Consider the following 25,983-nt stretch of genomic DNA (forward strand, 5'->3'; position numbering starts at 1 on the left):
GATCCCTTGCGATGGAGGGGCGTTGCAGGAGCTTGCTACGATCGTGGCGATGCCCGCGTGGGCGATGTCACCTACGACTGGAATGAGCCGGCCCGTGTGATCAAGGTCGATGTGCAGCAGGACAAGGCACGGGCAGCCTGTCCCGCTCGCGGCGGTCGCGCCCCTCCGCTATGAATTGGAACAGCCCGTTGTGGCGTTCGCCATGATGGGCGGCATCATCGTCGACACCGTGTTGACACTTCTATTCCTGCCCGCTCTCTACGTCGCGTTGTTCCGTATCAAGGAGCCCAAAGGCGCCAGTGGAGTGGAAGTCTCCAACCCTTCTGAGGCACCTCTGCTTAACGCATCCGCGTAGCCCCGGAATTCGCCTAGCATTGGATCGAAGTCACGCCGCTTCTATTTCTCGATCCACTCTCTGCGTCCGATTTCTCAGCACTTAATATCCGCTCTTGAGAGCTGAACGGACATCTATCGTCGGCGCAGTCAGCTTCTGCTTCTGGCCCTGAGCGCAATCAGGATCATCGCGACAGAATGCGAACGGCCGAAGGTCGATCGACGGTCGATCCCACTAGCAGACATCCAGCGATTATGCTGTCGCGAACATTAGGATGTCCGCCCTCGAAACATTGACCGGACCCATGTGCTTGCCCCACAGCCATTGTCCTTCACAGAGGCCGGAAACGGGTGTGCCGGGGCGTTGCTCCGAAGAGGGTTGTCACGGATATTTGCTCAGGTTCCGCGCGTCGACGCCATTCATCATCAATTCATCCGAAGAGTCCGAAGGTGAGGTTGCTGCTTCGCAGCTCTTACGGGGGACATTTGATATGACGCGATATCGGATTCAGGTCTGGTGCGACGTGAGCGGGGACAAGGCGTACATCCTCGATAGCTTCAGCTCGCATGGTGATGCCGAGTGCGCCGCCAAGAAGTGCTGCGCTGGCCTGCCCTACTCTTTCGAGATCGAAGAAGAAGCCATCCCCGATTACGCGGCGCTGGTCGCCTGAGCGCCTGCGCCGTTATCGTTACCCCTCGTGACCTGCGGTGGCCTGCTCCAGATGGCAAAGTAGAACTACAGATGTCGCCGTCCGCTGACACGCTGGGCCGTAATGTCGTGCTTGAGAAGTCCTTTGGCGCGCCCCGCATCACCAAGGACGGTGTGACGGTCGCCAAGGAAATCGAGCTCACGGACAAGTTCGAGAATATGGGCGCGCAGATGCTCAAGGAGGTCGCGTCGAAGACCTCCGACATCGCCGGTGACGGCACAACCACCGCTACTGTGCTTGCTCAAGCGATCATCAGAGAAGGCGCAAAGTCCGTCGCGGCCGGCGCCAATCCGATGGACCTGCGGCGTGGTATCGACCAGGCGGTTGCGGCTGTCGTAGAAGAGCTGAAGGTAAAGGCCAAAAAGGTCACGTCGAACGAAGAGATTGCCCAGGTCGGCACGATCTCCTCGAATGGCGATAAAGAAATCGGCGCCAAGATCGCAGAGGCTATGAAACGCGTCGGCAACGAAGGCGTCATCACGGTCGAAGAGAGCAAGAGCCTCGAAACCGAGCTCGACGTGGTCGAAGGCATGCAGTTCGATCGCGGCTATCTCTCGCCCTATTTTATTACCAACGCTGAAAAAATGACGGTCGAGCTTGAGGACCCGTACATCCTCATCCACGAGAAGAAGCTCGGCAGCTTGCAAGCGCTGCTGGCGCTGCTTGAAGCGGTCGTGCGGGCCAGCAAGCCGCTCCTGATTATAGCCGAGGACGTCGAAGGCGAGGCGCTTGCGACCCTTGTCGTCAACAAGCTGCGCGGCGGCCTCAAGGTTGCTGCCGTCAAGGCCCCTGGTTTCGGTGACAGGCGCAAAGCCATGCTAGAGGACATCGCGGTCGTCACCGGCGGCAGTGTGGTTTCAGAGGATCTCGGCATCAAGCTCGAGAACGTGACGCTTGATATGCTTGGCCGAGCCAAGAAGATCACGATCGACAAGGAAGACACCACGATCATCGATGGTGCCGGCAAGAAGCCGGATAGCGAGACACGCGTAAATCAAATCAGGGCGCAGATCGAAGATACGTCATCGGACTACGACAAGGAGAAGCTGCAGGAGCGTTTAGCTTGCCGGCGGCGTCGCAGTCATCAAGGTCGGCGGCGGTAGCGAGGTTGAGGTCAAGGAACGCAAGGATCGCGTCGACGACGCGCTTCACGCGACCCGTGCAGCGGTCGAGGAAGGCATCGTGTCGGGCGGAGGTGTAGCGTTGCTCAGGGCTATTCAGGCACTTGATGGCATCAACTCTTCGAACCAGGATCAGAAGACCGGTGTATCGATCGTGCGCAAAGCGCTGCAGGCTCCGGCGCGTCAGATCTTCACCAATGCTGGCGAGGACGGCTCGGTGATCGTCGGCAAGATCCTCGATAATGCTTCGTATGCCTTCGGCTTCAACGCTCAGTCTGGGGCCTATGGCGATCTTGTCGCTCAAGGCGTTATTGATCCCGCGAAGGTCGTGCGCTGCGCACGAGCCCTTGGTAATCCGAACGCCGGCTCGTCAGGATCGGTTTTTCGGCGAAGGGCTCTTTGAATTTCGAGCAGCTACCTCCGCACCTGGCATCCACAGCCGGGACCAACACTGCGAAAGACAACGCAGCGCCGAGCGCGCCTACCTACTTCCTCATCTGTTTCCTCTTGTTGTTCGAAACCCGGATTTAACCGTCGGGATCTGCAGCGGCCCTATTGGCCGCTCATGGGTGGGTACGTGGGCCGCACGCTAATAGTTGCCCGCGATGGAAACCGGGTCGATGCGCATTATCTGGTGAAGATGTTGGTCAATTTTACTAGCCCGACAGCCGCTAAGTAGATTCCGAAGCTGGCCCGCGCGGACGTTACGTGCACGTATGTGCGCGACTTCCAGAGATCCCTGTCCCGTCGATCGTATCGCGGGGCGATGCATAACCCCAGTAGCGAGCCCCCTTTTTTGGATACCCAAGACACGCGGCACCGATTGGTCCTGGCTTGGTCTCGCGTTGCCATTGGAAACTGGACAGAGTGGAAAAATGAGAACGCTTGCCGACTTTGGCCGACCACCAAATCCCAACGATCCACTCGACCCATCCTTCAATCCCGATGAGGAGCCGTCATATCCAGAATCAGAACCAGAAGATGTCCCGTTGCCCGATCAACCGCTCCCGAGCCCACCGGGCATCACGCCGATAACAATGTACCGAGCTCTCGGTGCGAACGCCGAATGCCTCGAGCTACGTTGGCATCCCGGAAGGAATCGCGCCACATGCGCCTGTCGAAGCCATGCATGCCCGACGCCATGCGCCGATAGTCCGGGATGAACGTAACGTCATGCCTACTGAACCATCGGCGTTTGGGAGGATGCGCAGTTAAGGGATCCCTCATGCAGAAATGTTGCGATGCTCCTAGAGCAAAATAGAATCGGAAAATACCTATCGAGATCGATTGTCGGCTAGCGGTCTAGGCCGAGTAAGCAACGCTCGCTTCCTTCGCTTTGTTTACGGAACATTTTTCATCTGTCGATGCTTACCCGGCGCAGCAACTAGGAGTGGCACTGCTGTGCGACTTGGTGCTGCCAAGGAGATTTCGGTGGATACCAATACCCTACTCATCATCCTTATCCTTCTGGTTGTTTTCGGCGGCGGCGGMTTTTACGGGCGAGGCCGCTGGTGGTGATTATTGTCGATGCCGGCACTCTCGTCCAAAGTGTCGCTCGTGGGCCGTCTCGTCAGACCCAATAGAAACAAATAGCACCGCCTGAGGGCTGGCTAGCCAGGTTCGCACCCATCATAGTATTCTCGATAGTCCGCTCAGGCCGCCGCTTGGGCGTCCATCGCGAGTTCCACCGCCCGAGCCAAATCGGAGGCAAAAAACGGCTTCTGAATCACAATGGCATCGGGCCTTGCAGCGCGGACGCCTGAAACATCGCCGCTGACGAACATGTGCGGCACGTGCCCCTTAAGAAGTATTGTCGCGATGGCCGTAACTCCGCTGCCGTTCCGCAGCTTGGCATCGGCGATGATCAAGTCTGGATTGAATTTCGCCGCCGCGGCGACGGCATCGGCCTCGGTACTCTCCATAGCACAGACATTGTGGCCCATATCCTCCAGTACCTCCGCAAACAGCATCGCGATCATCACTTCGTCCTCGACGAGAAGCACCCGGAGCGGTCTCATTGTACGTCACCTCCCCCACCACCTTCATTGATCCAAGTCCGAATGCGATCGAGTAGTTCTGATTCTCCCTGGCGCGTCGTGGTCATCGGAGCGTCCGGAGGCGTCCTGATCGCGAGTACGTTCTGCATGGTGACCGGCTTCATAGGCGCCGAACTGCGGTCTCGATGTTGTGTCTTAAGATGCATTATTCTTGTCATTGTTGGTCCTTGTGCGTGACCATGGACTTCGCGCGAGCCTCGAAGGCAGCAACCTTATCGGAAAAAAGTCTGCCGCGATGAGGGGCGGAAACTACTTAGGCGTCGGTGCTATGACGGCGCGAGCGATGGCGTGACGCGATAATGCGTATTTCGCGCGCTGATTAACATTCTGCGAAGAGCAGGCCGTGATACTATGCGGTCAGGCGACTTGTCGGGGGGCAAGCCTCTCGAGGACATTTGCGCCATGCCGATCGATCGACCCCGTCAAATCAAAGCAACCGGTGCGCCGACGAGCACCGGTGCAGTTGCGGCGCGCGGTCCACCCTCTGGCTTTTTCGATTTTCCTGTTGTCGGCATAGGCGCGTCTGCCGGCGGTCTCGATGCCTGCAGGAAGCTTGTCGGCGCGCTTCCCGCCACCGACGGAATGGCCTTTATCCTCGTTCAGCATCTCGATCCGACACACGAAAGCATGATGGTCGACTTGTTGTCGGGGTCCACGTCCATGACGGTCCGGCAAGCAACAGAGGGAATGCCGATCGAGCGCGATCATCTCTATGTTATTGCTCCCGGCACTTATCTCTCTGTCGGCGAGGGAGTGTTGCATGTATCGCAACCGCAGGCACGGCACGGTGCGCGGTTGCCCTTCGACTTTCTTCTTCATTCAATGGCCAATGATTTTGGTGCACTTGCTGTCTGCGTTATTCTTTCCGGGACAGGGGCTGACGGTAGCCTTGGGCTCAAGGCCGTCAAAGAAAACGGCGGGTTGGTGATTGCCCAGAACCCGGACGAAGCCGGCTATGATGGCATGCCACGCAACGCGATCCTAACGGGGGTGGTCGATTTCATCCTGCCGGTCGCGGAGATCGCTGGCGCCTTGTTCAGTCACGCCGAACAGATCTCGATTGCACAGGCAGAGGGCGACACCGCGTCGAGGGACGCCGAACCTGACTGTCTATCCGAAATCATCGATCTACTGCGCGCGAAAACTGATCACGATTTCACGCTGTACAAGAGAGGGACGCTGCAGCGCCGGATCGAGCGGCGCATGGCGATGTCCTCGATCGAGCCCAGTGGTATGAAGAAGTATCTCGAAACTCTGCTAGGCGATACAAACGAGCTCGAACTCCTGGCCAAGGACCTACTGATCAATGTAACGAGCTTTTTTCGCGACTCGGAGGTCTTCAAGTTAATAGCTGACACAACGATACCAGAATTGATCCGAGGCCATCCCGTCGATCAGCCGCTGCGCGTCTGGATCGCCGGCAGCAGCACCGGAGAAGAAACGTACTCCCTTGCCATGCTCTTCCTTGAAGGCATCGCGGCATCGCATCGAAATATCAAACTCCAGGTTTTTGCGTCCGACGTCGATCCTGATGCGGTTGCGAGCGCCCGCGAGGGCCTTTATCCCGAGTCCATTCAGGCTGACGTATCGCCGGAACGACTCGCTCGCTTTTTTTCAAAAGAGGATCACAGCTACCGGGTATTGCCGGCGCTACGAGCGACGGTGGTCTTCACCGTGCAGGATGTGCTGGCCGATCCGCCGTTCTCGCGCATTGATTTTGTGTCCTGCCGCAATCTGCTCATCTATTTGCAGACAGAGGCCCAGGCAAAGGCTATCTCGGCTTTCCATTTCGCGCTGAGCGAGGGCGGGCTGCTTCTTCTGGGTAGCTCCGAGACAGTCGGAAAAGCCGATGGCCGCTTCGCGGTGGTCTCGAAGGCGGCTCGGCTTTATCGGCACGCCGGTCGAACCCGTCAGGGAGATTTCGGATTTTCGGGGATTATTGGAGGCACCGCACGAGTGCCCTCGCGATCGGCTCCGGATCCTGCACCCTCGCACGAAGCCGCCTTGGCCGCCCTTTGTAAGCAGTTGGTCATGGAAACATATACCCCTGCCGCGGTCCTGATCAATCGCAAGTACGAGTGCCTCTATTATCTCGGGCCGACTGACCGCTACCTGAAAGTGGCATCGGGGCGCCCGATGCACGATCTGCTCACCATGGCCCGCGAAGGCATGCGCACGAAGCTACGCTCGGCCATTCAACGAGCCATTCAAGAAAATGCACGCATCGTTGTCCCCGGAGGCCGCATCGGCGGAAATGATGATGCGCAGCCTTTCAGCATTGCAGTGCAGCCAACATTGAGCGATGGCGAAGACTTGCTGCTGATTTGCTTCATCGATCAGCCACTGCAGAAAAGCAAAGAAAGCCGACGATTACCCCCCGAAGACGTATCGCGGGTCAAGGAGCTTGAGGAGGAACTCGAGGCGACGCGAACGGAACTTGAAGGCGCGATTCACAACCTCGAGATTTCAGGCGAAGAGCAGAAGGCGATCAACGAGGAGGCGCTTTCCGTCAATGAAGAATTTCAGTCGACCAATGAAGAGCTGCTGACGTCCAAAGAGGAATTGCAGTCACTGAACGAGGAACTGACCGCCCTTAACAGTCAGCTGCAGGAGACGCTGGAGCGGCAACGTACGACATCCAATGATTTGCAGAATATTTTGTACAGCACCGATGTCGCGACCCTTTTTCTCGATACCCAACTCAACATCCGCTTTTTTACCCCGGCGACGAAGTCCCTGTTCAATGTCATTCCTGGCGACATTGGCCGGCCGCTCGCCGACCTTAGTTCGCTCGCTTCCGATCGCTTCCTTCTGGCGGACGCACAAGCGGTCCTGCAAACTCTCATGCCCGTCGAGCGGGAAATCGAAGCCAACAATGGCGATTGGTTTGGCAGACGGGTTCTGCCGTACCGCACCCAGGACAATGGTATCGAAGGTGTCGTCATCACTTTTGCAAACGTGACCGACCGCAAAGAAACGTCGAAAGCGCTGGAAGCAGCAAAGCAGCAAGCTGAATCGGCCAATCTTGCAAAGTCACGGTTTCTGGCCGTGGCAAGCCACGAATTGCGTCAGCCGCTCCAATCTCTCGCGCTGATCCAGGGTCTATTGGTCAAGATCGTCGAAGGCGAGAAAGCGCAGAAACTTGTTGGACGGATCGAAGAGACCTTGGCTGCCATGTCGGGCATGCTAAATGCGCTACTCGACATCAATCAGATCGAGGCTGGCGTCGTTCGTGGCGAAGTCGTCAGATTTCCAATCAACGATCTTCTGAACCGACTGAGGGATGAATTCACCTATCATGCGAAGGCCGGAAAAATTGAATTTCGCGTTGTCTCGTGTGCAGTGCCGATAGACAGCGATCCGCGCCTCCTCGAGCAGATGGTCCGCAATCTCCTAGGCAACGCTTTGAAGTACACCGGAAGCGGCAAGGTGCTGCTTGGCTGCCGCCGGCACAAAGACCGGCTGACGATTGAGGTCTGGGACACAGGGATCGGAATTCCCGAGAAGGACTACCAAGCGATATTCGGCGAGTTCCATCAGCTCGACAACGCCGCGCGCGAGCGCAGCCGCGGCCTGGGCCTCGGTCTCTCCATCGTGCAGCGGTTGGGGCGCTTGCTTGGCCATCAGGTTAGTGTGCGCTCCGTGCCCGGCAAGGGATCGGTCTTCACTGTCGACATCGATATGCGACGGATCGGAGGCCAAGTGCCGCTGTCCTCCCAGCGGCCGGAAACTGCGCATGAAATTGCGGACGCCGCCCACAGCATCAGCGATATCCTCGTCGTCGAGGACGATCCGGAACTACGCCAACTCTTCGAACTTCTATTAGAGGGCGAAGGCCATCGCGCGGTATCGGCGCCAGACGGCGTCACCGCGCAAGCAATGCTGGAGCAGGCGGCGATCCGGCCCGACCTCATCCTTACCGACTTCAATCTCCCGAATGGCCTCAATGGGCTTCAGGTGGCAGCCGCACTGCGCAAAAAATTCGATCTCGAAACACCGGTCATCATTCTCACCGGGGACATTTCGACCGAGACCATGCGCGATATCGCCCGCGCCAACTGCGTGCAATTGAATAAGCCTGTGAATGTGCAAGAATTGACCAACGTCATTCAGCGTCTCCTACCGGCGTCGCGTCCCCACACACTCGCGCTTGCACGGAATGCTGACACAGCGGCTAGCAGCGCGTTGGCGCCAGTAATTTTTGTAGTCGATGATGACGGAAACGTCCGAGATGCCATTCGCAGCGTGCTCGAAGACGAAGGACGGGTGGTCGAGGATTTTGCAACTTGTGAAGCGTTTCTCAAGTCCTATCGTGCAGGTGGCGAAGCGTGCCTCCTGGTGGACGCTTACCTGCCCGGGATGAGCGGACTGGAATTGCTATCGCGGCTTCATCAAGCGGGCCAACAACTCCCGGCAATCATGATGACGGGCGATAGCGACGTGCAGATCGCGGTTCAAGCCATGAAAGCGGGCGCTTCCGATTTCATTGAGAAGCCGATCGGCCGCGGTGATCTGTTGGACAGCATCGAACGCGCGCTCGAGCAATCAAGGAATTCAAACAAACTGGTCGCTTGGCAGGAGTCCGCAGCAAGCCACATCGCGGGCCTTACACCGCGGCAACGCCAGATTATGGATCTCGTACTCGCAGGTCATCCCAGCAAGAACATCGCAGCGGATCTCGGCATCAGTCAGCGCACCGTCGAGAACCATCGGGCGGAGATCATGACGCGAACGGGCGCGAAGTCGCTGCCGGCATTAGCGCGCTTGGCGCTTGCGGCAGCGAGGACGGCGCGGTCCGTCGCCTAACAATGCCGGTCGGCTGCTAGCGAAAGTGATCGGCTTTCGCTCACGCAGCGTAGCGGGTTTTGTCGGATCCCGCACAAGCGGCGGCGGCCGATCGGCTAACTCCTGCTCCTGTGTGGGTGCGGCCTTGCTCAGCTTGCGGGATAGCAACGATTCTCCGAACTGATGCAGATCGTGCAATCGGGGACGACGAAGCCAGACCTGCTGGCGACTAGCGTTTTAGCCGCAAAACTGCTTTTGGGGGCTAGCTCTAGCGCTTTGCTTTGGGCTCTACTGTCCGATAACGTCATACTCGAACACGGCTTCGAATTGCCGTGGGTCCCCGGCCAGTAGGGACGCCCTCTTTGGCAGTTGATCTCTGGACATTAACTGAAAGCCATTGAGAGCATTCAGCGCGTCCTTCGAAGGCAGACTGGCAATTAGCCTCGGGACGAGGCGGTCATTCACGACGCTGACAAGCATCATGTCGGCCGGCGAGCCTAGACTTTGCCAAAGCCGAAGAAATCCTGCTTCCACCTCCGTGCTCCAGAGACCGCCGGGAAAGTATCTTTCAGCCCATATCGTCATAGCTACGCGAATCCCTCCATGGTCCTTTGAGTTTGGACATTTCGTGGGCCCAACTTGGCTCCTATTCCCCCAATATCGCCTTTCTTAGATCGTCGATCTTTATCGTCGCGAAATTGGAGAAAGTATCCGAGATCGCATAAGGCAACACGATCTGATCACCGCTACGCATGGCGCCACATGTGTAGACGACGTTGGGCACATAGCCTTCACGCTCCGCCGGCTCCGGGTGCACAAGAGGTTCACGCGAACGGGCGAGGACTTTGGAAGGATCTTTCTTGTCGAGGAGAACTGCCCCGATCGAATACTTCCGGACGGGCCCCACGCCGTGTGTGAGAAGAAGCCAACAGTCATCAAGCTCGATCGGCGATCCGCAACTGCCGATCTGCACGAATTCCCAAGGATGCTCCGGTTTAAGGATCGGATCACCCCCCTCCCACGTGTAAAGGTCGTCTGAATAGATGAGATACAGGTTCTCGTTGTCCTGCCTCGCAATCATCGCGTAGCGGCCATCTATTTTTCGCGGGAATAAAGCCATGCCTTTGTTGCGCGCCGCCGAACCGGCAAGCGGCGTCATGCGAAACCTTTGGAAATTTTTCGTTTCAAGCAATTCGGAGCGGATCGCCCTGCCACTATAAGCCGTGTAGGTCGCGTAAAACGTGGTTTGTCCTTGATCGTCGAACTCGACGAAGCGGGCATCCTCAATGCCATTCGACTGAGCATCGGTAATCGGAAATATAACACGCTCGCTGAGGTCATCCTCTGCGCGAAAAATGACTTCCACACTGTCGCCGCTGGGTCCTGACGTGCGACGGTCGACTCTCGGAACACATGCGAGGCGCGCGGTTGGATCCACGGTGACGCTGCCGTCAACGCCAATACTTCCTGATCGGAAGGTCAGCGATGAAATATGCCCCTCGCCGACGGCACGGAGGCTCAGGATAAATCGACAGCCGCCTTCCGGAGCACCGGACTGATCGGGGTGCCGCACGATGCTCGGATTGAATAGGGCTGACGCTTCAAAGGAATACTCATGGAGAAAATAGGCCCCGATCAGGCAACGCTGCGTCCTGTTCAATACGGCGTGCGGGGTCAACGCCTCTTCCATCTCTGCGGCGCGCGCTTCGAAGATCTCAAGTAGATTTTTGTGGCGACCTTCGAAGTTTTCGAGAACCTCTGTCAGCTGTCTCGCGGCAACCTCGGCCTCCAGTCGAAGCACTCTATCGACGATATGGTTGGCCCGGGTCTTATCGGTAGGGTTTAAATCCCTTGGTTCAGTCGCCGGCTTGAACGGTCGGACGACGACTCGCGCCGGGTCGGGACGGAGATGCAAGATCTGGCGGTTCAGGAATTGTGATTGTGACAATATGGCCCCCTGGACTCGTTCGCGATGGCGTTGGGCGACTTACGGGGGAGGAAACCAATTTGGGTGTGGGTCTCAGCCGGTCCATCATAGCGATGCGGTTGAACTCCCTAATCTCGGCAAGCGCAAGAAGATACGACAGCGCGGACTCCGCGCCCTTGTTCTCGTTGGCTCGATCTGGGTGCAGACCGTCGGAGCATCCGCCCGTATTGGGATCAATCAGGGATGTCTGCAGGTCGTTCTCTCCTAGGAACCAATTGAACGCTCGCATCGCATCTATGGGCCATTCACTGCTGCCATCGACGCGTGCCGCCGCAATGCAAGCAGAAACAGACGCGGCGGCTTCGACGGGCTGCTGATCAAACGCTTCAGGCATTTGGCGCACCCGCCCGAAACTATCGGATCCGACTGGCCTGAAGTAGCCCGAGGGGGATTTTTGAATAGCCATAAGCCAACGGAGGGACCGCAGGCCGGCTTCAACGTAGGACGACGTCTGGGTCGCTGAGCCGGTTTGGATCAATGCCTGAGGAAGGCGCGCGTTGTCGTAAGCGAGTACGCTTTCGAACCAGGGCCATCCATCGGGCTCGTTCGTTGCCGCTGCCAGCATGGAAGTCAGCCGATCAGCTAGTTGCCGGCGCATGCGTTCGGCGGAGATGTCGCCGACCACCGCGGCGCAGTAAGCGTCGAGCCCTAGGAGTGAGAAGGCCCAGGCTCGGGGTGATGAGAAGCCTTCAACAACCGGAAGAGCAGTTCTGAAGAGCACGGTCGCCCATTTTTTTCGAAGTAGATCTATGTCGTTCCGAGCGCATTCACCCAACGCCCAAAGCGTGCGCCCGTGGCTATCCTCCGAGCCCATATCTTCCAGCCACCGACGGTCGAAACTCATGAAGTTTCGGAACCGACATTTGTCCGGGTTCCACGCGTGTTGGATGAAGGCCGCAAAGCGCGCCGTAAGCAGTACGGGTAGCTTCGCGTCGCCGGCGCGCACAAGCGCGTTCGAGAGCAGCAAAGCGCGGGCGTTGTCGTCGACGCAATAGCCGTGAGCGCGATCCGCCACCGAATGGACGGCGTGCTGGAGCATTCCAGTACTATCGCAAAGCGATAAGAAATGGCCGATCTTGACGTCCGGTATTGCGTGCTGCGCGGGATCGGTCGTCATCCGATTTGGGGTGAGCACGGTTGCAGGCGGGTAGCCGCGCGCAGCATCGAAGTTCGAATTGTAGCGCTTGGCCGTCTCAGCCCACGTCATCGATCGGCTTGCGGCATAAGCCCGCTTGCGCATCGCGTACCGGCGGACGTCATTAGTCAGAAGCCCGGAAATCTCCGCACCCATAGCGTTGGCATCTCCGAAAGGAACCAGAACCCCCCGCCCATCACCGAGCAGCTCCTCGGCGTGCCAATAAGGCGTCGACACGACCGCTTTTCCAAGCCCGAAACTGTAAGCGAGCGTGCCCGATGTCATCTGAGCTTCATTGAGATAGGGGGTCACGTAGACGTCGCACATCGAAATGAATTCGAGCAGGGTGCTTTGCTCGACGAACTGGTTGAAGAACACGACGTGATCTTCGATGCCGAGTTCGCGAGCGCGCGCCATAAGGCCCTGGCGATAAGCCTCACCATGATCGCGGACAAGATTGGGGTGGGTTGCGCCCAAAATCACGTAAACGGCGCTAGGGCAGGAATTGATGATGCCCGGCATAGCATCAAGCATTGTCTCAATGCCCTTGCTTGGCGACAGAAGACCGAACGTCAGGATAACGGTCTTGCCTGCAAAACCCAGTTTCGTTTTGGAGTGATGCGTATCAAGGAATGGGGCATCGGGTATCCCGTGCGGTATGACATCTATCTTGCCGGATGGAACGCCGTGGACGGCACGAAGCATTTCACCGCCTTTTTCCGCCATAACGATGATTTTCGCGGAAGCGTCGATGACGCGATTCAGAACGTCGCGCTGAGCGGGCGTCGGTAGGGCGAGAACGGTGTGAAGCGTGGTGACGATCGGCATCTCGAGACGGGAAAGGAGTCCGGTAATATTGCCACCGGCATCGCCGCCGAAAATGCCGTACTCGTGTTGAAGTGAGACGACTTCGATTTCTGCTCTATTCAGGAATTCTGCCGCGCCAACATAGTCGACCATCATATCGTCGCGAATTTGGAATCGGACGGCTTGCGGAAATTCGTAGGTGCCCCCGGGATCGGTCATGGCAACCACGGGGGTTTCGAGGTCCGGTCGGGCGTTCGTTACCGCGCTATGTAGATCGTGCGTGAAGGTTGCAATGCCGCAGCGTCGCGGAAGATAATTGCCGATGAAAGCGACGCGTCGGAGTGACTTCATCAGATGCTTTCCTTGCGTTCGTCGTTATGGCCGGTCGTTGCGGCGATGAATGAAGACGGCTTCTGCATTATCTCGGCGAAAGCCGTCGGGCCGGGCTGCGCGATGCGCTGCAGGACGTGGGGGAGCGGACCGCCGGAGTAGGCCAATAGAGCGACAAAGCCCTCGGGTCCCACGTGGACGTTGACACGGTCCGATTGAGCAAAAATGGCGTCACCGGTGGCAACATCAAATGATCCGATGCTCGCCCCGCCGCTCAGGACGAGAAGCCAAGTCTCCCGTGCGGCTTCGAGCCACCACTTTGTGCCTGGCGCCAAGCGAATCTTCTCGAAGACAAAGTGAGAGTTGGAGACAAGGAGCGTCCGTTCATCCGTGAGTGGGATCGGTTGCGCTTGGAGGACTACCGGTCCTGTATTGGCAACCGCGATCGCGCTTTCGATATGCAGCTCGCGCCTACGGCCATAATCGAAAATGCGGTACGTGGTATCGCTGCGTTGTTGGATCTCTGCAATAATGAGGTCAGCGCCGATCGCGTGAATGGTGCCGGCAGGCACAGACACGACGTCACCCGTCGAGACCGCCCGCCACGCGACTATCGTTGAGATCGAGCCATCTTCGACCGATTCACGAAAATACTCCGGTGTCATTAGCCGGTTGAGACCGAGCGCAACCTTGGCTCCCGGGGCCGCGCTCACGACATACCATGCTTCGGTCTTGCCGCTCGGCAGTCCAATCGACTGCGCGTAGGCGTCGTCGGGGTGGACCTGGATGGAGAGCGGCTGGCTGGTGAGCAGCACTTTGAGCAGTAATGAGGGGTCTGATGCCGGTTTGCCAGGGCGTTCATACCTGATCTCGCCAATGGCGGCACCGTTGTCACCGGTCGTGATCGGAAACGTTCCGCCGACAACGCCCCACGGCCGCGGCACCGGCACTCTTTGCGCAAACTCGATCGTCAAGGCGCTTACCTATTGAGAACATCGCAACTGGATTGATGGCACCAATGTAGCGGTGCGGTAGCCAACCTAGCTGGTGGTCGCTTTAGCCGGTATCTTCGGAAACTACTCAGAGATCGGCACCGAAGCCGCTGCGCTGTAGTTTCCGGCCCTGAGGCGGCAGAATTCATAATCTGTAAAGGAGGTGACGCTCGTCATCCGCCCGCTCCTGACGACGTCACGTTCGCCGAGGCTCCCGCTTGAGGCCCCTTCTTTCTTCCCGATTTCCATGCCGTCGTAAGGACGTAAAGAGGGACTCATTTCCCCTTATGGCCCAGAGCGCCAATAGACTGACGGCGGCTTTCAGACCATCGCGACAGAATGCGAACAGCTGCTGGCCGATCGGCGGTCGATCCCAAAAGCCGACTGTTGGCTGTGCTGAACTGTCCTCGCCCGAGCCAGTCGCAACTATGACCGCTTTCGAGTGGTCTGCCTGACCCGTCGGACGATCGCAAACGCTTCTGACGCGGTCCTGGTTAGGGGGAGCCCCCCGTACTCTGCCCGAGTAAGGCGGCTAGATGTCGATCTTCTCAGCCATCTCGATCGCATCATCCACCTAGATGCAAAAGGTGGGTGCTGTTTCAGAGCCTGTCCGAAAGCATTGAATCACGCTTCGAAGACGATATCAGCGATTACCTTGCAGATGTACGCGGCGACCGAGGCGCGGCGGCCGCGTAAAGTCGGCGAACGGCAGAGAAAGCGTTTCTCTATCGAAAAGGTCCTCTCACAAGTATGCGCGCGACAACAGCACGCGCCTCGATGATTTCTACGAGGAGGCTATGCGCGCCGCCAACGATGCCATCGACCAGCCGGCGGGCAAGCGATCGACAAAGAAGCCGCGCCGGTGAACGCCTCAATTGAAGTCGATAGCGTCGGGTTTCCGAGCCGATCAGGCTTGGCTGAGCAGTTCAAGCCGCTTGCGGATCGCGTAGATAAACGCCCTGGCTGGACGGAACACGGACCAGGGCGCTGCGCGTCAAAAGTTCAGAAACTTTAGGCTGACGCTCGGCATTTGGAAAATAGATCAACTAATTATTGAACTCGGATATTCTGCCTCTTCTAGTGGATGTCGATCCAAATCCCGTTACGCCAATAGCCGCGACCTTCATGCTCGCGCCACTTGTTGTGCTCGTTCTCCTTCCACTTCCAATCATCGGCATGAACGCGCACGCCAAATTCGGGTTTGTATTCGGCGTGCTCCTTTGCATGCCAGCATTCACCTTCACCATTGCAAACGATTTCGGCTGATGCAGCGGCAGCAGTGAGAGCGAGCGCGCTAGCGCCGGCGAGAGCGAGCTTTGTAAGAAACTTCATGGTTGTCCGTCCTCTTTTGGTTTGAGGTTGCGGTGTCAGAACTTCAGTGTGGGTCGATAAGTTTCGTACGCGCAAATGAGGCGGAACCCATACAAACTTGTATCGAGCGCATGCGTTGCGAGGTTGGCGCAACGGCCGAGACGGCGTTCGCACTGCGTAACTGTCATTTTGCCATGTGATAAGCTACGAAAGAACGGTGCCGATGTTCCGTCCTTTCTATTAATACGGACGGCGTTGAACCTCCGTGCTACCGTATATAATGCGCTATTCCATTCGCCGTTCGATGAAAGACAAATCCATCCACCTCGTTTTCGAGGAAGCTACCTTCGACGACCTGCCAGAAAATGTTCGGCAAAAAGGTCCGTGGCAACACATGAAGAGTGGTGAGTTCGCGAACCTGCGCGCTGCATATTTAAAGGCAATCACCGCGCATAGGTACATCATCGTCGAGCAATCTGCGGCAGTGTTTTCCGCCGAGTCTTAGCGGTCGAATACCTCTCACCGTTTCGGCAGTCGGTTGGTGAGCCTACGGTAGATATTCTCGCGCGTTGTTAGACACTTCGGACACCAAGCGCTCGATGTTGTGCGCGTGATTACCGATGGTGTTGGCCAGCAGATGGCGAGGTCGAGGTTAGGAATTTCCATTTCGCGTTTCTTGTCGAGGTGGCGAAGAGAGTTGTCTCGATAACTCAGAAACTCGTTGGCGTAAGCGTTCCACCCTCATGCCTATCACGGCAGCTAATCGCTAAGCGTAACTGGCGAGTTTGATTGGAGGTCGGGAGGTTCATTCCCGACCTCTTTCTTTTTGAAGGATCACCGCATGGAATTAATCGACGTTATTCGCAAAATAGCTGCCCTCGGGGGCATAACCGTCGAGCACGAAATCGCCCGCCAGAACGTCCGCATCGGCGAACAACATCACGAGAGTGGAGAGCCGTTGCCTTGCGCGAATGTTGAAGCACGGGAGACGCGCCGGAAGGGAGCGAGGAAGCGGGGAGTTGAAAAGGCGCGGAAGAAACGCAGGCGGCGCGGATAGCAAAAAGCCAGACGCGAGCGTATTTCAAAGATTAGATTTTGGAGTTGCCATGAAAAACAGTGGAGGATAACTTCTGTACAGCAACGCGAGCTTTATGTTGTTCGAATATTGTGAAGTATAGTTGATGTTCTTTAACTGATGTTTATTTGGTAATTACACGACAAAACTTATTTTTGACACTATGTTACCTTAGGAATCTCGCAATGATGATTGCGAGCAAGTCGTTATGATCATTCTTATTCTGTGAATTTGTTTAGGAGATTTGATATGTCCGAGAACGCTGCTAGCGCAACGGCGTGCATCGGTATGCGCTCTGAAATCGCGGCCAAGTGGTCGAAGTTCAGCGCGTCTGATGTGACGGCGCTCAAAACCAAGGACGACCTCGTGTCTCAGGTTCAGTCCAAGTACCAGCTGGACAGAGCCCAAGCCCAAAAGGACGTCGACACCTTCGCCAACGGCCGGCAGCTTTAGTTTCTGCGTAGCTGCCGACACGTCGCTCCTAGCGGCACTCGCCAGGGGCGGCGGACAGGATAAAAACATTTGCGGGAGGCTGTCGTGCACGAGCGAACAACGCGGACATCTGTTACGTTTCTTCGTCCTTTTTCGCTGGCGGGCATCGACGAGAAGCTCGATGCTGGAACTTACATCGTCGAGACGCTCGAAGAGCTTATCGAAGGATTGTCCTTCATCGCCTATCGACGTGTATCGACGACGATTGAAGCGCCCGCAAAGGGGTTTGGCCAAGCTGCCAGACAAGTCATTACAATTGATCCACTCGACCTTGAAGCGGCGGTTTCTCTGGACGCGATGGAAAACCTTACCAAGCCTGTGGCGCATGAGGTGACGCAGTAGGAATCGCGTGAACCGTGACAAGTGGAAAGTTAGCGGTCGTGATGGCCATTTTGATCAGCTGTGCATTCACGCACGTCAGTACGGGACCACGATGAGAAATCGTGGCGGCAGCTACGACAATGCCAACATTAATACGTTGCAAGCTGCATTGAATTTGGCGTGCGAGGAGCTTGGCGTAAGCGAAGATCAAAAGAAATGCGAAGCAGTGGCGGTGCTCATTTTAGGGTACGCAAGGACCGGGCAATCCGACGTAAACAAGTTGAAGGCTTTCGCGATTGAGCGATTTGAATGCTCGTTATGAAAATACATAACAACGCAAGCCAATTGAGCGGCAATTTGGGAGTGCCTACCTGCTGAGATATTCGCCGTCGCGGGGATAATACGGCACATCGAAGCCCTCACGTGTCAGGCCAAAACCCGTTTTGGCGACGCGTTCTTTCCTGATAGGAACATCTAAAAATGTCGAATAGTCTTGAACTGATGCCAAACCAGTTTCGACTTTTAACCGAGTTGGCGTTGTTCGGCGGCGTGCAAACAGTCAGGCATGGCCGCGACCGCGCGCAATATGATGTGCTTGAGGCGATGAGCTATCTCAAAGCCACTGAGCTGAGTAAAATTGAGACAAGGTACAACATCACATCGTCGGGCCGAAACGTTCTCACTGCGCATACTGGCCAGGATATCGGGCCGCAAAACTAGCCGTAGCGGCCAGATCATCGCTCGGAAAAATTGTAATTGAAAACCGCACGCACTTCGTCAGCTCGGAGATCCTCGTGGCCTGACGCGAGAAAATCGAGGGAGGTTTCGATGCCACCAACGTCTTCCGTAGCGTGCCCATTGCCTCGATAACCCTGTCGGCCATAATCGGCATGTAGGTATTCAACACCGATGGAAACGCTGTGTCCGACGGCGTATTGCACCCCGCCTCCAAAAACGGCACCGACTAAATTTTGCTCTGCCGTGTACCCGAAGTGCGAACTCTCGACGAGACCCGGAAGCTCATCGCTCATGTCCCTGCCAAAGTTCATGCCAAAACCACTTAGGGCGACCCCACCAATTGCGTAAGGAAGCAGTCTTCCGTCGTCGATCGCGTATCCGATCTTTCCCAATCCCTGCATGGTCCAGTTGAGACTGCTGCGGCAACGAAAATTGGCCACATGATGCAATAGAATTAAGTGTCCCGTGAACTCGTCAACATCCGGATTGTTCTCAAAGCAGTTCGAGTTTTCGTTCGCGTTATCCCACGACCCTGAAAGCTCAAAGCCTATGACCACATGACCGACCTGCTTATTGAAGCCAATCTGCCCACCAGCCAACCAACCGTCGTCCGAAATGCGGGTCGCATCATCCAGAAAAAAGAGATCACCAAATCCTTCGGACTTGATGGCCTGCCAACCGGCATGAGCGCCTATATAGGCTCCGGTCCAGTTGAAATTTGGAGTGCGTAGAGACTGCAATTCTTGAGCGCCTGCTTGCTGAGAGTTGAATGCAAGCAGGCAGGTCATGAAAGCCAAGGGCAGACGGCGCAGCATGAATTCTCCACTGTCCGCGCATAGAGCGCAAAAGCACGGATTAATCCCCACACGTAGCAATCACGTAGAGCATACCGAGTGGGGATTTCCAGCGTCCTCGCGCACTGCGAAAACAATGACGGACGGCCCCGCTGCATTGAAGCCACATCGGCCTAATGGCCTAATTAGGCAGAAGCCCAAAATGCCAGCGCCAATCCGACGCCTTCGGCCAAACTGGCAAGCTAGGTATTTCGTGGCGGAATGCTCGGAGAGCGGACTGCTGTGCGAATCGGGGCCGAGTTAAACAACTCGACGCAAATGCAGCAGCGGCGACGAGTGAAACCCCTTCAGGCGTCGTCTCTCGGGATCGGATGATAGGCCCGGTCAATGTCAGCTTCGGTCGGATAGAGCCCTCGCGTTAAAGAGGGACACAGGCGAGCCTCAAAACATGGTCGCCGCTCCCAATCTCCCTGCACCCGCTTAATCTAAGCACCGGGTAAGTTACCGGTCACGAATGATTAGGTTCGGATTAATCGGCCACCGGGGAGTATCATTCCTAACAGTCGAGCTATTTTGCTCAGACCGCAACGCCAGCATGTGCTGAGCGAAATTTCCGAGGAAACAAATGAAGGTCAATTCAAGTGCCTTAATGGCGCTGACCCTGGTCTTGCGCTGAGTGTATTCACCATCACGGCCAACGCCGGCCCTCATGCGGACGGCGGTGGAGCTAGCGGCATGGGTCATTCTAGCGGGGGCGCGGGTCGCTCAAGCGGAACGGGACGTAGCGCAGGCATGGGCCATAGTTCGCATGGTATGGCAGGCAACTGGAATGGCGGCAATCGTGGCCACGGCAGTCATTGGCGCGATGGCAGCGGCTATAGATTTGGCTACGGCTCCGGCGTTTACATTGGTGACGAGTCCGATGACTACCGGGATTGCTATTACCGGCACCACCGTCGCGTCTGTCGCGATTAAACACACCAAGTTTTGAGATCATGTTGGCCCCAGCCCTATTGCATTGGGGCCAACAGCAGGCTCTTGTTAGAGCGAAGTGCTGTCGAGTGATGGCTTTCGCGCCGCGAGCCTCCGCCCTTGAGGGCCATACGATGGCGTCTGTTACCTCTCAGCACGTTGAAGCAGCCAGCACTCTCGCTGTCATCGCTTCCTCCAACGAGCCGCTGCTCTTCCTTTCTGGGGATCTGAACGTAATCGCTGCGAGCGCATCGTTCTGCCGGACATTTCAGATTGATGCCGCCGGCATTCCTGGTCTGCAGAGTCTCGGGAAAAAGATGATCTCATCCGAGAGAAGGCGATTCTTCTCCAGGAAATCCAGCACCGCGTCGCCAACAGTCTCCAGATCATCGCGAGCGTGCTGATGCCGTGCTCGCAAGGTGCAGTCCGAGGAAGCGAGGGGGCAGCTTCAAAATGCGCACGATCGCGTCATGTCGATCGCGGAAGTTCAGCGGCACCTCGCGGCGTCGAACCTCGGAGGCGCGTCGCTTCGGCCCTATTCGTGCAACTTTGCGAAAGCCTTGGTGCATCGATGATCCAAGACCCCAACCGATCTGTCGATCGTGGCGACCATCGATGACAGTGTCGTCAATGCAAACGTCGGTGAGCTTTGGTCTGATCATCACCGAACTGGTGATCAATGCTCTTAAACACGCCTTCCCAGGCAACCGACACGGCAAGATTAGCGTCGATTTCCGGTCCGATGGAGCGAAATCGGCTCTATCCGTTGTGGACGACGGGATTGGCATGGCGACGGGTTCCGACAAAGCCAAGCCGGGGCTCGGTACAGGAATCGTCGAGCCGCTCGCCAAGCAGCTCGGAGGCAAAATTATCGTGCGCGATATAAAACCCGGAACCTCGGTTCGTATTGTTTACGACGAGCCGCTTGCCAAACGCAGGGAGGCGCTACCGACTGCTTAGCAGAGGATTCCTGCTTCAACGCTCAGCGATTGAATATCAGCTTCGTCCTCACCGGATAATATATGCCAATTCATAAGAACGTTGTTTTGGTGGTCGAGGATCACCCGATTATTCGAATCGCTGCTCTCGAATTTCTGGAAACCGCTGGTTTTGAGGTGATCGAGGCGAGTAGCGCGGACGAAGCTATTCGGGTTCTCGAAGCGCGCCCCGAAATCCATCTTGTGTTCACCGACGTCGAAATGCCTGGTTCGATTGATGGTTTAAAGCTATCTCATTACATCAGGGACCTACGGCCTCCAGTAAAGTTGATCGTAGTGTCGGGCCGGACTGTCGTTGAGCAGAGCCACATGCCCGTCGGGGCTAAATTTTTCCCAAAACCCTATAGCGAGAACGCAATAATCGAAGCTATGCGCAGCATGCTTTCGGAAGCGGATTAACCCCCGGGCGATTATTGGCTATCTTGGCTGCCGATATCTGATGCAATCGCCGAAAAGAAACGATCCGCAGCATCGTTGAGTTCGCGATCCGTTGAACCCTCCGCTGTACGGCCATGAAAGTATTTTTTGACGTCCTCGCCGAAAGTGAGGATGTCCGTCGCGCCCTTGCCCGCCTCGAGCATGCCGTCGCGCAACATGAGGCCCACGACGCGCTCAAGAATGGTCACTCTCGCGATCAGCTGAGCGCCTTGATGACTGGTAGAGTTGGGCATTGAAGTGTCTCCTTCTGATGCGAGTATATATTGCCCATCGTGTCATCGATGCTATTTCGGTCGAGCCATTGAAGCCGTCCGAACGGCACTGGCTCTCGCATCATCGCTACAGCAAGCCATTCGATCTCTCCGGCGCTTCGATAGCGAAGTCGCTGCCATCCAGCCTGCGGTCGGCAAATCCGCTAGTCGCGCTCAATTCCAACGGCGACAATAGCAAACGCCGCGATTGCAAACGCGTCAGCGCGCACCCATTAGGTCACAATTCTGTATCAATCGTCGATGTGCGACACAATACAAGTCCGTGCACATCCAATTTGCGAGGGCCGGGCCTCAAGAAGCTTTGACATCTTGACCGAGATCAAATTGTTCGATGGCTGACGCTCTAAGTTTAAGGCGCGAGTGGTCGCATCGACGGCAATATTTTTGCAAAATTCCATTTAGACGGACGCCGGTGTGATCGCTCGCATACTTCCCGTGCTATGGGAGAGTCTGGCATGCGCGCGCGTCGAATCCTACAAACAGGAGCGTTTAGCTCAAGCGACGTAAAACACCTGAAGAAGGCTTTCGACGCAGCTTGGCGGTGCGTAAACCCAACTGTGGAAGCTGCAGATCGCCCGCGCTTTCGGGACTCCTCGCGACCGTCGTAGTGTCGACCGGCAACGTATCAGGCCTCAACACCGAAGAGCTTTCAGCAGTGGCAATATGGACCTTTGAGTCCATCCGCGCCGGTACTGAAACGCTCCTTTAGCTCTTTTGCAGCAGCTCGGAGCGATCGAGCGGCCTCCAGACTGTGTCAGCCGCGTGATCCTTGGCTTGAGATCGTTTTCCAAGTCCGGGAACATAATTCGCGTGCGATCCGTTCTGTTGATGCACGCGCTCGGTGGCAACCGGCCGCAATAGGGATCGATGGACGCGGTCATTTTGCCGGTTTCTGACCGCGACAGCAACGCATTGGTACGCGTAGCAATCTAACCTATTCCGAGCGGGTGCCCTCTCGTCCGGGACCTGCGAGGATTAGCACCCAGTTGATCGAAGGGTTGCCCTGACTTATGGAAGAAATTGAGAAACAAACGCGCGCCTATCTCAGGGCTCTTTACGGGCTCGGAAAGCCTTCAGTCGATATTCTTCCAGTTCAAAACCTGCCGGCTGTTCTGGCTTTCGCTCGCTTAAACAGGTGGATCGTTGAGGGCCCAGAAGGCGGCCACGGACTTTCGCCCCTCGGTGTTAAGGAGATCGGCAGCTGATGAATGAGGTTGAAGGTAGAGCGAAAAGTCCGCGCTGATCACGGCAGCGCTCGACGGTGTTGAAGAAAGAAGCGCAACGTCTCCTTTGAGGCATCCGGCCCCTCTTCGCTGGTGAATGAGCCCGCTAGACTGCCGCCTGACCAAGTATGTCCCGCGCCATGGAGTTCCCACAATTCAAGAACGTTGAGCCCAGACGCGTCGCGATGCACGGAATGCGAAAAGCTATACCCTTGAGATGCAGTCTTCCGCTCCGTCCGCACCTGAGAATTCATATTCTCAGCTACACGAGCAATCACTTTCGCGCCGTTGGAAGGGTGGACTGTCGCGTCCCTGTCGCCGTGGAAAACAATCGTCGGCTTCGCCGCAGGAGGGGCACCATTGCCCGTATTCCTTCCTGCTCCGCGCATTGCGTTGAACGCCGACGCGACGTCGTTGGCTGAGCCACAGGCGAGCCCTGAATGCACACCAACAGCAGCATAGAGGTCAGGATAGGCCTCTCCCATAATCGCCGCGGCAGCGCCTCCCGCTGATAATCCGGCGACATAGATACGCGCCTGATCGATGTCGTGCTCCTCGACGACCTGGCGCGTGATTCCGGCGATCAACGATGGTTCACCTTTGCCGCGTGCCTGATCGCCTGGCCTGAACCAATTCCAACATTTCGAAGCGTTGGCCGCTTGCGGCTGCTCGGGGTACACGACAAAACACTCGTGCTCCTCGGCGGTGAAGTTCATGCGGGTGCCCGCCGCAAAGTCATCCGCCGACTGCGTGCACCCGTGCAGCATCACGATCAACGGCCTTGGGCCGGAATTGCGACTGGTTGGAATATAAAGTTTGTAAGAACGCGTTCCGTCCGAGTTTGAAAACGAACCACTGATGTAGCGACCTCCTTCGGGAGCGATGTCGGCAGTGCGCAGCGCGTGACGCTGTACCCCTGGCAGGGTTGCCCCATCGAATGACCGGAGAAGTTCCGGAACAGCGGCCGAAAGTTTTTGCGGGAGTTCTTGGTTAGGAACGATCTCACCGTCGATTATTCCGGGGGCCGACCCTTGGGCCGTTGTCGGGCTCCTCGTGGCGGTTTGCAGCAACGCGAGCGCATCGTTCAAGCGACCCGCTCTGGTAAGGCGGGTAGCTTCCCGCATTTTCCCAAGATCGAATGTCTTCATATTGAGAGGGCTCCATTTGGTTGCCGCTGGAAGGCGCGTGAACGTGGATGGATGGTTCGCTATCGGATGCGGTCGGCCAGAGCGGCCTTGACTTCCGCGCTTGCGTGGAGCGCCCCAAGTACTGTGAGCGATGCGATCGTCGCACGTGCTAACTTCGCCGAAACGTCGGGCGCTATGGTCAGAAGGCCGAGGACTCTGAGCTCGAGTTGCTGACCGGCTGCGCGCGTGGTCTCAAGCTCCTGGCGGTTGAGCAGTCGTAGTCCGAGATCAAGCGATTGCCGCGTCACGGCTTTGTTGACAACTTCGGCGTGCCGCTCGATCTGGTTGCGAATGGCAGTGCGTATGAAATCGGTTCTGTTTGAATAGAAACCTTCGTCGACCAATAGATCGATCTGCCCGAGATCCACGTAACCGAGATTGATTGTTATCTTCTCGGAATCCGGCCCCCGGGGTCTCAACTCACGGACATTATCCTTCGCCATATCAGACCATCCATATACCATCCGTATGGATGGCAGATGGTAAGTGGCTTCCGACATTCAAGCGGGGACCGCAAACTTCATGAGCGAAAGCGAGCCGAAGCGACTCTGATCGTGATTGGCCCCCGCCAGCGGGCGAGCGGCTCCTCACCCACCTCCAGGGAGATAGAAACGCCGGAACTTATGGGACCGTGTGACGCTTCACTGTGCCAGCAGCTCCCAGGAGGACCTACAATGGACACCAATACGCTTCTAATCATCGTGCTCATTGTCTTGCTGCTTGGCGGCGGCGGCTTCTATGGCCGAGGGCGCTGGTGGTGAGCCGCGGCGGCTGAGCCGCGCCCGTTCCGCGATTATGGGCGCAGCGCCGTTCTGCAAAAGGCTTCGGTAGAGCTGTTTTCGTGGCCGGCTTTTCTTGGGTGCGCCGACGCGGTTCTGGATGAAAGCAGCAGTGGTTTCGGCGCAGATCTCCATCAATTTCTTCGCTCCGCTATCATGAAGCACCGGATTTACCGCTGCTTGCGCAAGTAGGCGATCTGAGCCGCCAAGCCAATGATGAGCACAACGAGAAGACTGGCTTGTGACCCGAGGAGGAGTGGCGAGTTCAAGTCAGTAACGAGCGGATGGCCGTCCGGAACACGGCGCAGGGTTTCCGTGACGGTTGGGAGCATCAGCAGAAACGCCGTCAAGCTAAGGCAGATTGTTTCGATATATCTCGCTGCACGTCCCAACCCTGGAAGGCGCCCGACACCGTAACCGGCGAGCAGCAGAACAATCGTGACCGTGGCGATAACGTAGCTGACCGGCTCATGGGCGACGAGAAACACAGTCGCGGCACCGATCAGCATTGAAACCAAGTAGGCGGCACTCGGTGTCAACCGAGGTACGACCCGGCCAAAACGAGCGAACATATACACAGCCAACGGAAGGCAACTCAGCAGCAAAAACGTGCCGCCGTTCACTCTTGCATGGCCTACCGGGATTATGTGCGAAGAGTGGTGCTGCGGAAGGCGGGCAGGACTTCAACCTTGGACGGATGCCGAGCGCTATAGGCACTTGGCGTCATTTGGAGGTCGTCGGCTTTCGATGGCGATGCAGACGTAATCGCGGCGCACATAACGTGGGTGACGGCGGATGAAGAAAGGTCCGCTTTCTCGGCGGAACGGAAGTCGTCGAGAGCCGATCGGCTCGAAATGCGAGATCCGCTTTGGGTCAAAAACAGAAATCGTAATTCGCAGCCTATCTTCCCCTTATACGGCGAAAGCTGACAGACGAGTTGTTGCGCCCCAAATTAGGGGCAGCAAAATCGAACAAATTTCATACAGAGGTTTTTTCCCAAATGACGTTGTCTCGGCCTCTCACTCGAATGAGTACTAAGCAGAGAAAGCGGCCATCGGTCGGAGAGTTGTTCGGCAACTTTCCTCGAACCATGTCGGTCCCAGCCGCCGCCAGTTATTTCGACGTT

20 protein-coding genes and 2 pseudogenes are annotated in these 25,983 nt (G+C 56.8%); 12 read left to right on the forward strand and 10 right to left on the reverse strand.

All coding sequences use genetic code 11. The features are described 5' to 3' along the window. Window positions 1–109 precede the first annotated feature (109 nt). From AC1DK3_RS09030 to groL, 3 genes and pseudogenes are all read left to right on the forward strand, one after another. Complete coding sequence (locus AC1DK3_RS09030; protein ID WP_477192928.1) at window positions 110–355, forward strand: hypothetical protein; 246 nt, start codon at window positions 110–112, stop codon at window positions 353–355. A 469-nt stretch (window positions 356–824) separates the two neighbouring features. Beyond that, entirely contained in the window at window positions 825–1,004 is a 180-nt protein-coding gene (locus tag AC1DK3_RS09035; RefSeq protein ID WP_477191890.1) for a hypothetical protein, read from the forward strand. A gap of 71 nt (window positions 1,005–1,075) precedes the next feature. After that, window positions 1,076–2,504: pseudogene (groL, locus tag AC1DK3_RS09040) on the forward strand (chaperonin GroEL); the annotation flags it as partial. Window positions 2,505–3,816: 1,312 nt separating this feature from the next. On the opposite strand, the gene AC1DK3_RS09045 reads toward groL, so the two are convergent. After that, window positions 3,817–4,182: a response regulator gene (locus AC1DK3_RS09045; RefSeq protein WP_477191891.1), complete on the reverse strand. Its 366-nt coding sequence runs from the start codon at window positions 4,180–4,182 to the stop codon at window positions 3,817–3,819. Window positions 4,183–4,623: 441 nt separating this feature from the next. Here AC1DK3_RS09045 and AC1DK3_RS09050 point away from each other — a divergent pair, with 441 nt between their 5' ends. Then, window positions 4,624–9,027: a chemotaxis protein CheB gene (locus AC1DK3_RS09050; RefSeq protein ID WP_477191892.1), complete on the forward strand. Its 4,404-nt coding sequence runs from the start codon at window positions 4,624–4,626 to the stop codon at window positions 9,025–9,027. A gap of 625 nt (window positions 9,028–9,652) precedes the next feature. On the opposite strand, the gene AC1DK3_RS09055 is transcribed toward AC1DK3_RS09050, so the two are convergent. From AC1DK3_RS09055 to AC1DK3_RS09070, 4 genes are all read right to left on the reverse strand, one after another. Beyond that, complete coding sequence (locus tag AC1DK3_RS09055; protein ID WP_477191893.1) at window positions 9,653–10,954, reverse strand: glycoside hydrolase family 130 protein; 1,302 nt, start codon at window positions 10,952–10,954, stop codon at window positions 9,653–9,655. After that, on the reverse strand, window positions 10,863–13,286 hold the full coding sequence (locus tag AC1DK3_RS09060; protein WP_477191894.1) for a glycosyltransferase family 4 protein: 2,424 nt from the start codon (window positions 13,284–13,286) through the stop codon (window positions 10,863–10,865). Before AC1DK3_RS09060 ends, AC1DK3_RS09055 begins: the two co-directional genes overlap by 92 nt. Continuing rightward, window positions 13,286–14,239, reverse strand: a complete 954-nt coding sequence (locus AC1DK3_RS09065; protein WP_477191895.1) for a class I mannose-6-phosphate isomerase — start codon at window positions 14,237–14,239, stop codon at window positions 13,286–13,288. Before AC1DK3_RS09065 ends, AC1DK3_RS09060 begins: the two co-directional genes overlap by 1 nt. Before the next feature lie 1,095 nt (window positions 14,240–15,334). Beyond that, entirely contained in the window at window positions 15,335–15,589 is a 255-nt protein-coding gene (locus AC1DK3_RS09070; RefSeq protein ID WP_477191896.1) for a hypothetical protein, read from the reverse strand. A 259-nt stretch (window positions 15,590–15,848) separates the two neighbouring features. Here AC1DK3_RS09070 and AC1DK3_RS09075 point away from each other — a divergent pair, with 259 nt between their 5' ends. The 5 genes from AC1DK3_RS09075 (at window position 15,849) to AC1DK3_RS09095 (ending at window position 18,176) form a co-directional block, all read left to right on the forward strand. After that, window positions 15,849–16,073, forward strand: coding sequence for a hypothetical protein (locus tag AC1DK3_RS09075; RefSeq protein ID WP_477191897.1), 225 nt, complete (start codon window positions 15,849–15,851; stop codon window positions 16,071–16,073). A gap of 819 nt (window positions 16,074–16,892) precedes the next feature. Beyond that, window positions 16,893–17,096, forward strand: coding sequence for a hypothetical protein (locus tag AC1DK3_RS09080; RefSeq protein WP_477191898.1), 204 nt, complete (start codon window positions 16,893–16,895; stop codon window positions 17,094–17,096). 84 nt (window positions 17,097–17,180) lie between these two features. Next, window positions 17,181–17,477, forward strand: coding sequence for a hypothetical protein (locus AC1DK3_RS09085; protein ID WP_477191899.1), 297 nt, complete (start codon window positions 17,181–17,183; stop codon window positions 17,475–17,477). 7 nt (window positions 17,478–17,484) lie between these two features. Then, a complete protein-coding gene (locus AC1DK3_RS09090; RefSeq protein WP_477191900.1) occupies window positions 17,485–17,778 on the forward strand; it encodes a hypothetical protein in 294 nt (97 codons plus the stop codon). 158 nt (window positions 17,779–17,936) lie between these two features. Continuing rightward, window positions 17,937–18,176 (forward strand): hypothetical protein, encoded by a 240-nt coding sequence (locus AC1DK3_RS09095; protein ID WP_477191901.1) that lies wholly within the window; start codon window positions 17,937–17,939, stop codon window positions 18,174–18,176. A 14-nt stretch (window positions 18,177–18,190) separates the two neighbouring features. On the opposite strand, the gene AC1DK3_RS09100 is transcribed toward AC1DK3_RS09095, so the two are convergent. Next, a complete protein-coding gene (locus AC1DK3_RS09100) occupies window positions 18,191–19,009 on the reverse strand; it encodes an outer membrane protein (protein WP_477191902.1) in 819 nt (272 codons plus the stop codon). Between the two features lie 771 nt (window positions 19,010–19,780). Between AC1DK3_RS09100 and AC1DK3_RS09105 the strand changes: the two genes are divergently transcribed. The 3 genes and pseudogenes from AC1DK3_RS09105 (at window position 19,781) to AC1DK3_RS09115 (ending at window position 21,357) form a co-directional block, all read left to right on the forward strand. Next, complete coding sequence (locus AC1DK3_RS09105) at window positions 19,781–19,963, forward strand: hypothetical protein (protein WP_477191903.1); 183 nt, start codon at window positions 19,781–19,783, stop codon at window positions 19,961–19,963. Window positions 19,964–20,094: 131 nt separating this feature from the next. Next, window positions 20,095–20,920: pseudogene (locus AC1DK3_RS09110) on the forward strand (sensor histidine kinase). A gap of 62 nt (window positions 20,921–20,982) precedes the next feature. Further along, window positions 20,983–21,357, forward strand: coding sequence for a response regulator (locus AC1DK3_RS09115; RefSeq protein ID WP_477191904.1), 375 nt, complete (start codon window positions 20,983–20,985; stop codon window positions 21,355–21,357). An 11-nt stretch (window positions 21,358–21,368) separates the two neighbouring features. Here AC1DK3_RS09115 and AC1DK3_RS09120 read toward each other — a convergent pair whose 3' ends face one another. The 4 genes from AC1DK3_RS09120 to AC1DK3_RS09135 form a co-directional block, all read right to left on the reverse strand. Continuing rightward, window positions 21,369–21,629, reverse strand: a complete 261-nt coding sequence (locus AC1DK3_RS09120) for a hypothetical protein (RefSeq protein ID WP_477191905.1) — start codon at window positions 21,627–21,629, stop codon at window positions 21,369–21,371. A 1,282-nt stretch (window positions 21,630–22,911) separates the two neighbouring features. After that, a complete protein-coding gene (locus AC1DK3_RS09125; RefSeq protein ID WP_477191906.1) occupies window positions 22,912–24,039 on the reverse strand; it encodes an extracellular catalytic domain type 1 short-chain-length polyhydroxyalkanoate depolymerase in 1,128 nt (375 codons plus the stop codon). A 59-nt stretch (window positions 24,040–24,098) separates the two neighbouring features. Further along, window positions 24,099–24,521, reverse strand: coding sequence for a CopG family transcriptional regulator (locus AC1DK3_RS09130; RefSeq protein ID WP_477191907.1), 423 nt, complete (start codon window positions 24,519–24,521; stop codon window positions 24,099–24,101). Between the two features lie 506 nt (window positions 24,522–25,027). Further along, window positions 25,028–25,501, reverse strand: coding sequence for a hypothetical protein (locus tag AC1DK3_RS09135; RefSeq protein WP_477192895.1), 474 nt, complete (start codon window positions 25,499–25,501; stop codon window positions 25,028–25,030). Between the last annotated feature and the right edge of the window lie 482 nt (window positions 25,502–25,983).

This window comes from Hyphomicrobium sp. 01T421 (genome assembly GCF_056398805.1).

Bases quoted from the DNA above. Each gene is read 5' to 3' on its own strand.
- AC1DK3_RS09120 (WP_477191905.1), bottom strand. From the start codon at position 21,629: ATGCCCAACTCTACCAGTCATCAAGGCGCTCAGCTGATCGCGAGAGTG.
- AC1DK3_RS09130 (WP_477191907.1), bottom strand. From the start codon at position 24,521: ATGGCGAAGGATAATGTCCGTGAGTTGAGACCCCGGGGGCCGGATTCC.
- AC1DK3_RS09070 (WP_477191896.1), bottom strand. From the start codon at position 15,589: ATGAAGTTTCTTACAAAGCTCGCTCTCGCCGGCGCTAGCGCGCTCGCT.
- AC1DK3_RS09075 (WP_477191897.1), top strand. From the start codon at position 15,849: ATGCGCTATTCCATTCGCCGTTCGATGAAAGACAAATCCATCCACCTC.
- AC1DK3_RS09060 (WP_477191894.1), bottom strand. From the start codon at position 13,286: ATGAAGTCACTCCGACGCGTCGCTTTCATCGGCAATTATCTTCCGCGA.
- AC1DK3_RS09080 (WP_477191898.1), top strand. From the start codon at position 16,893: ATGTCCGAGAACGCTGCTAGCGCAACGGCGTGCATCGGTATGCGCTCT.
- AC1DK3_RS09050 (WP_477191892.1), top strand. From the start codon at position 4,624: ATGCCGATCGATCGACCCCGTCAAATCAAAGCAACCGGTGCGCCGACG.
- AC1DK3_RS09030 (WP_477192928.1), top strand. From the start codon at position 110: ATGTGCAGCAGGACAAGGCACGGGCAGCCTGTCCCGCTCGCGGCGGTC.
- AC1DK3_RS09105 (WP_477191903.1), top strand. From the start codon at position 19,781: ATGGGCCATAGTTCGCATGGTATGGCAGGCAACTGGAATGGCGGCAAT.
- AC1DK3_RS09095 (WP_477191901.1), top strand. From the start codon at position 17,937: ATGTCGAATAGTCTTGAACTGATGCCAAACCAGTTTCGACTTTTAACC.
- AC1DK3_RS09125 (WP_477191906.1), bottom strand. From the start codon at position 24,039: ATGAAGACATTCGATCTTGGGAAAATGCGGGAAGCTACCCGCCTTACC.
- AC1DK3_RS09035 (WP_477191890.1), top strand. From the start codon at position 825: ATGACGCGATATCGGATTCAGGTCTGGTGCGACGTGAGCGGGGACAAG.
- AC1DK3_RS09045 (WP_477191891.1), bottom strand. From the start codon at position 4,182: ATGAGACCGCTCCGGGTGCTTCTCGTCGAGGACGAAGTGATGATCGCG.
- AC1DK3_RS09115 (WP_477191904.1), top strand. From the start codon at position 20,983: ATGCCAATTCATAAGAACGTTGTTTTGGTGGTCGAGGATCACCCGATT.
- AC1DK3_RS09100 (WP_477191902.1), bottom strand. From the start codon at position 19,009: ATGCTGCGCCGTCTGCCCTTGGCTTTCATGACCTGCCTGCTTGCATTC.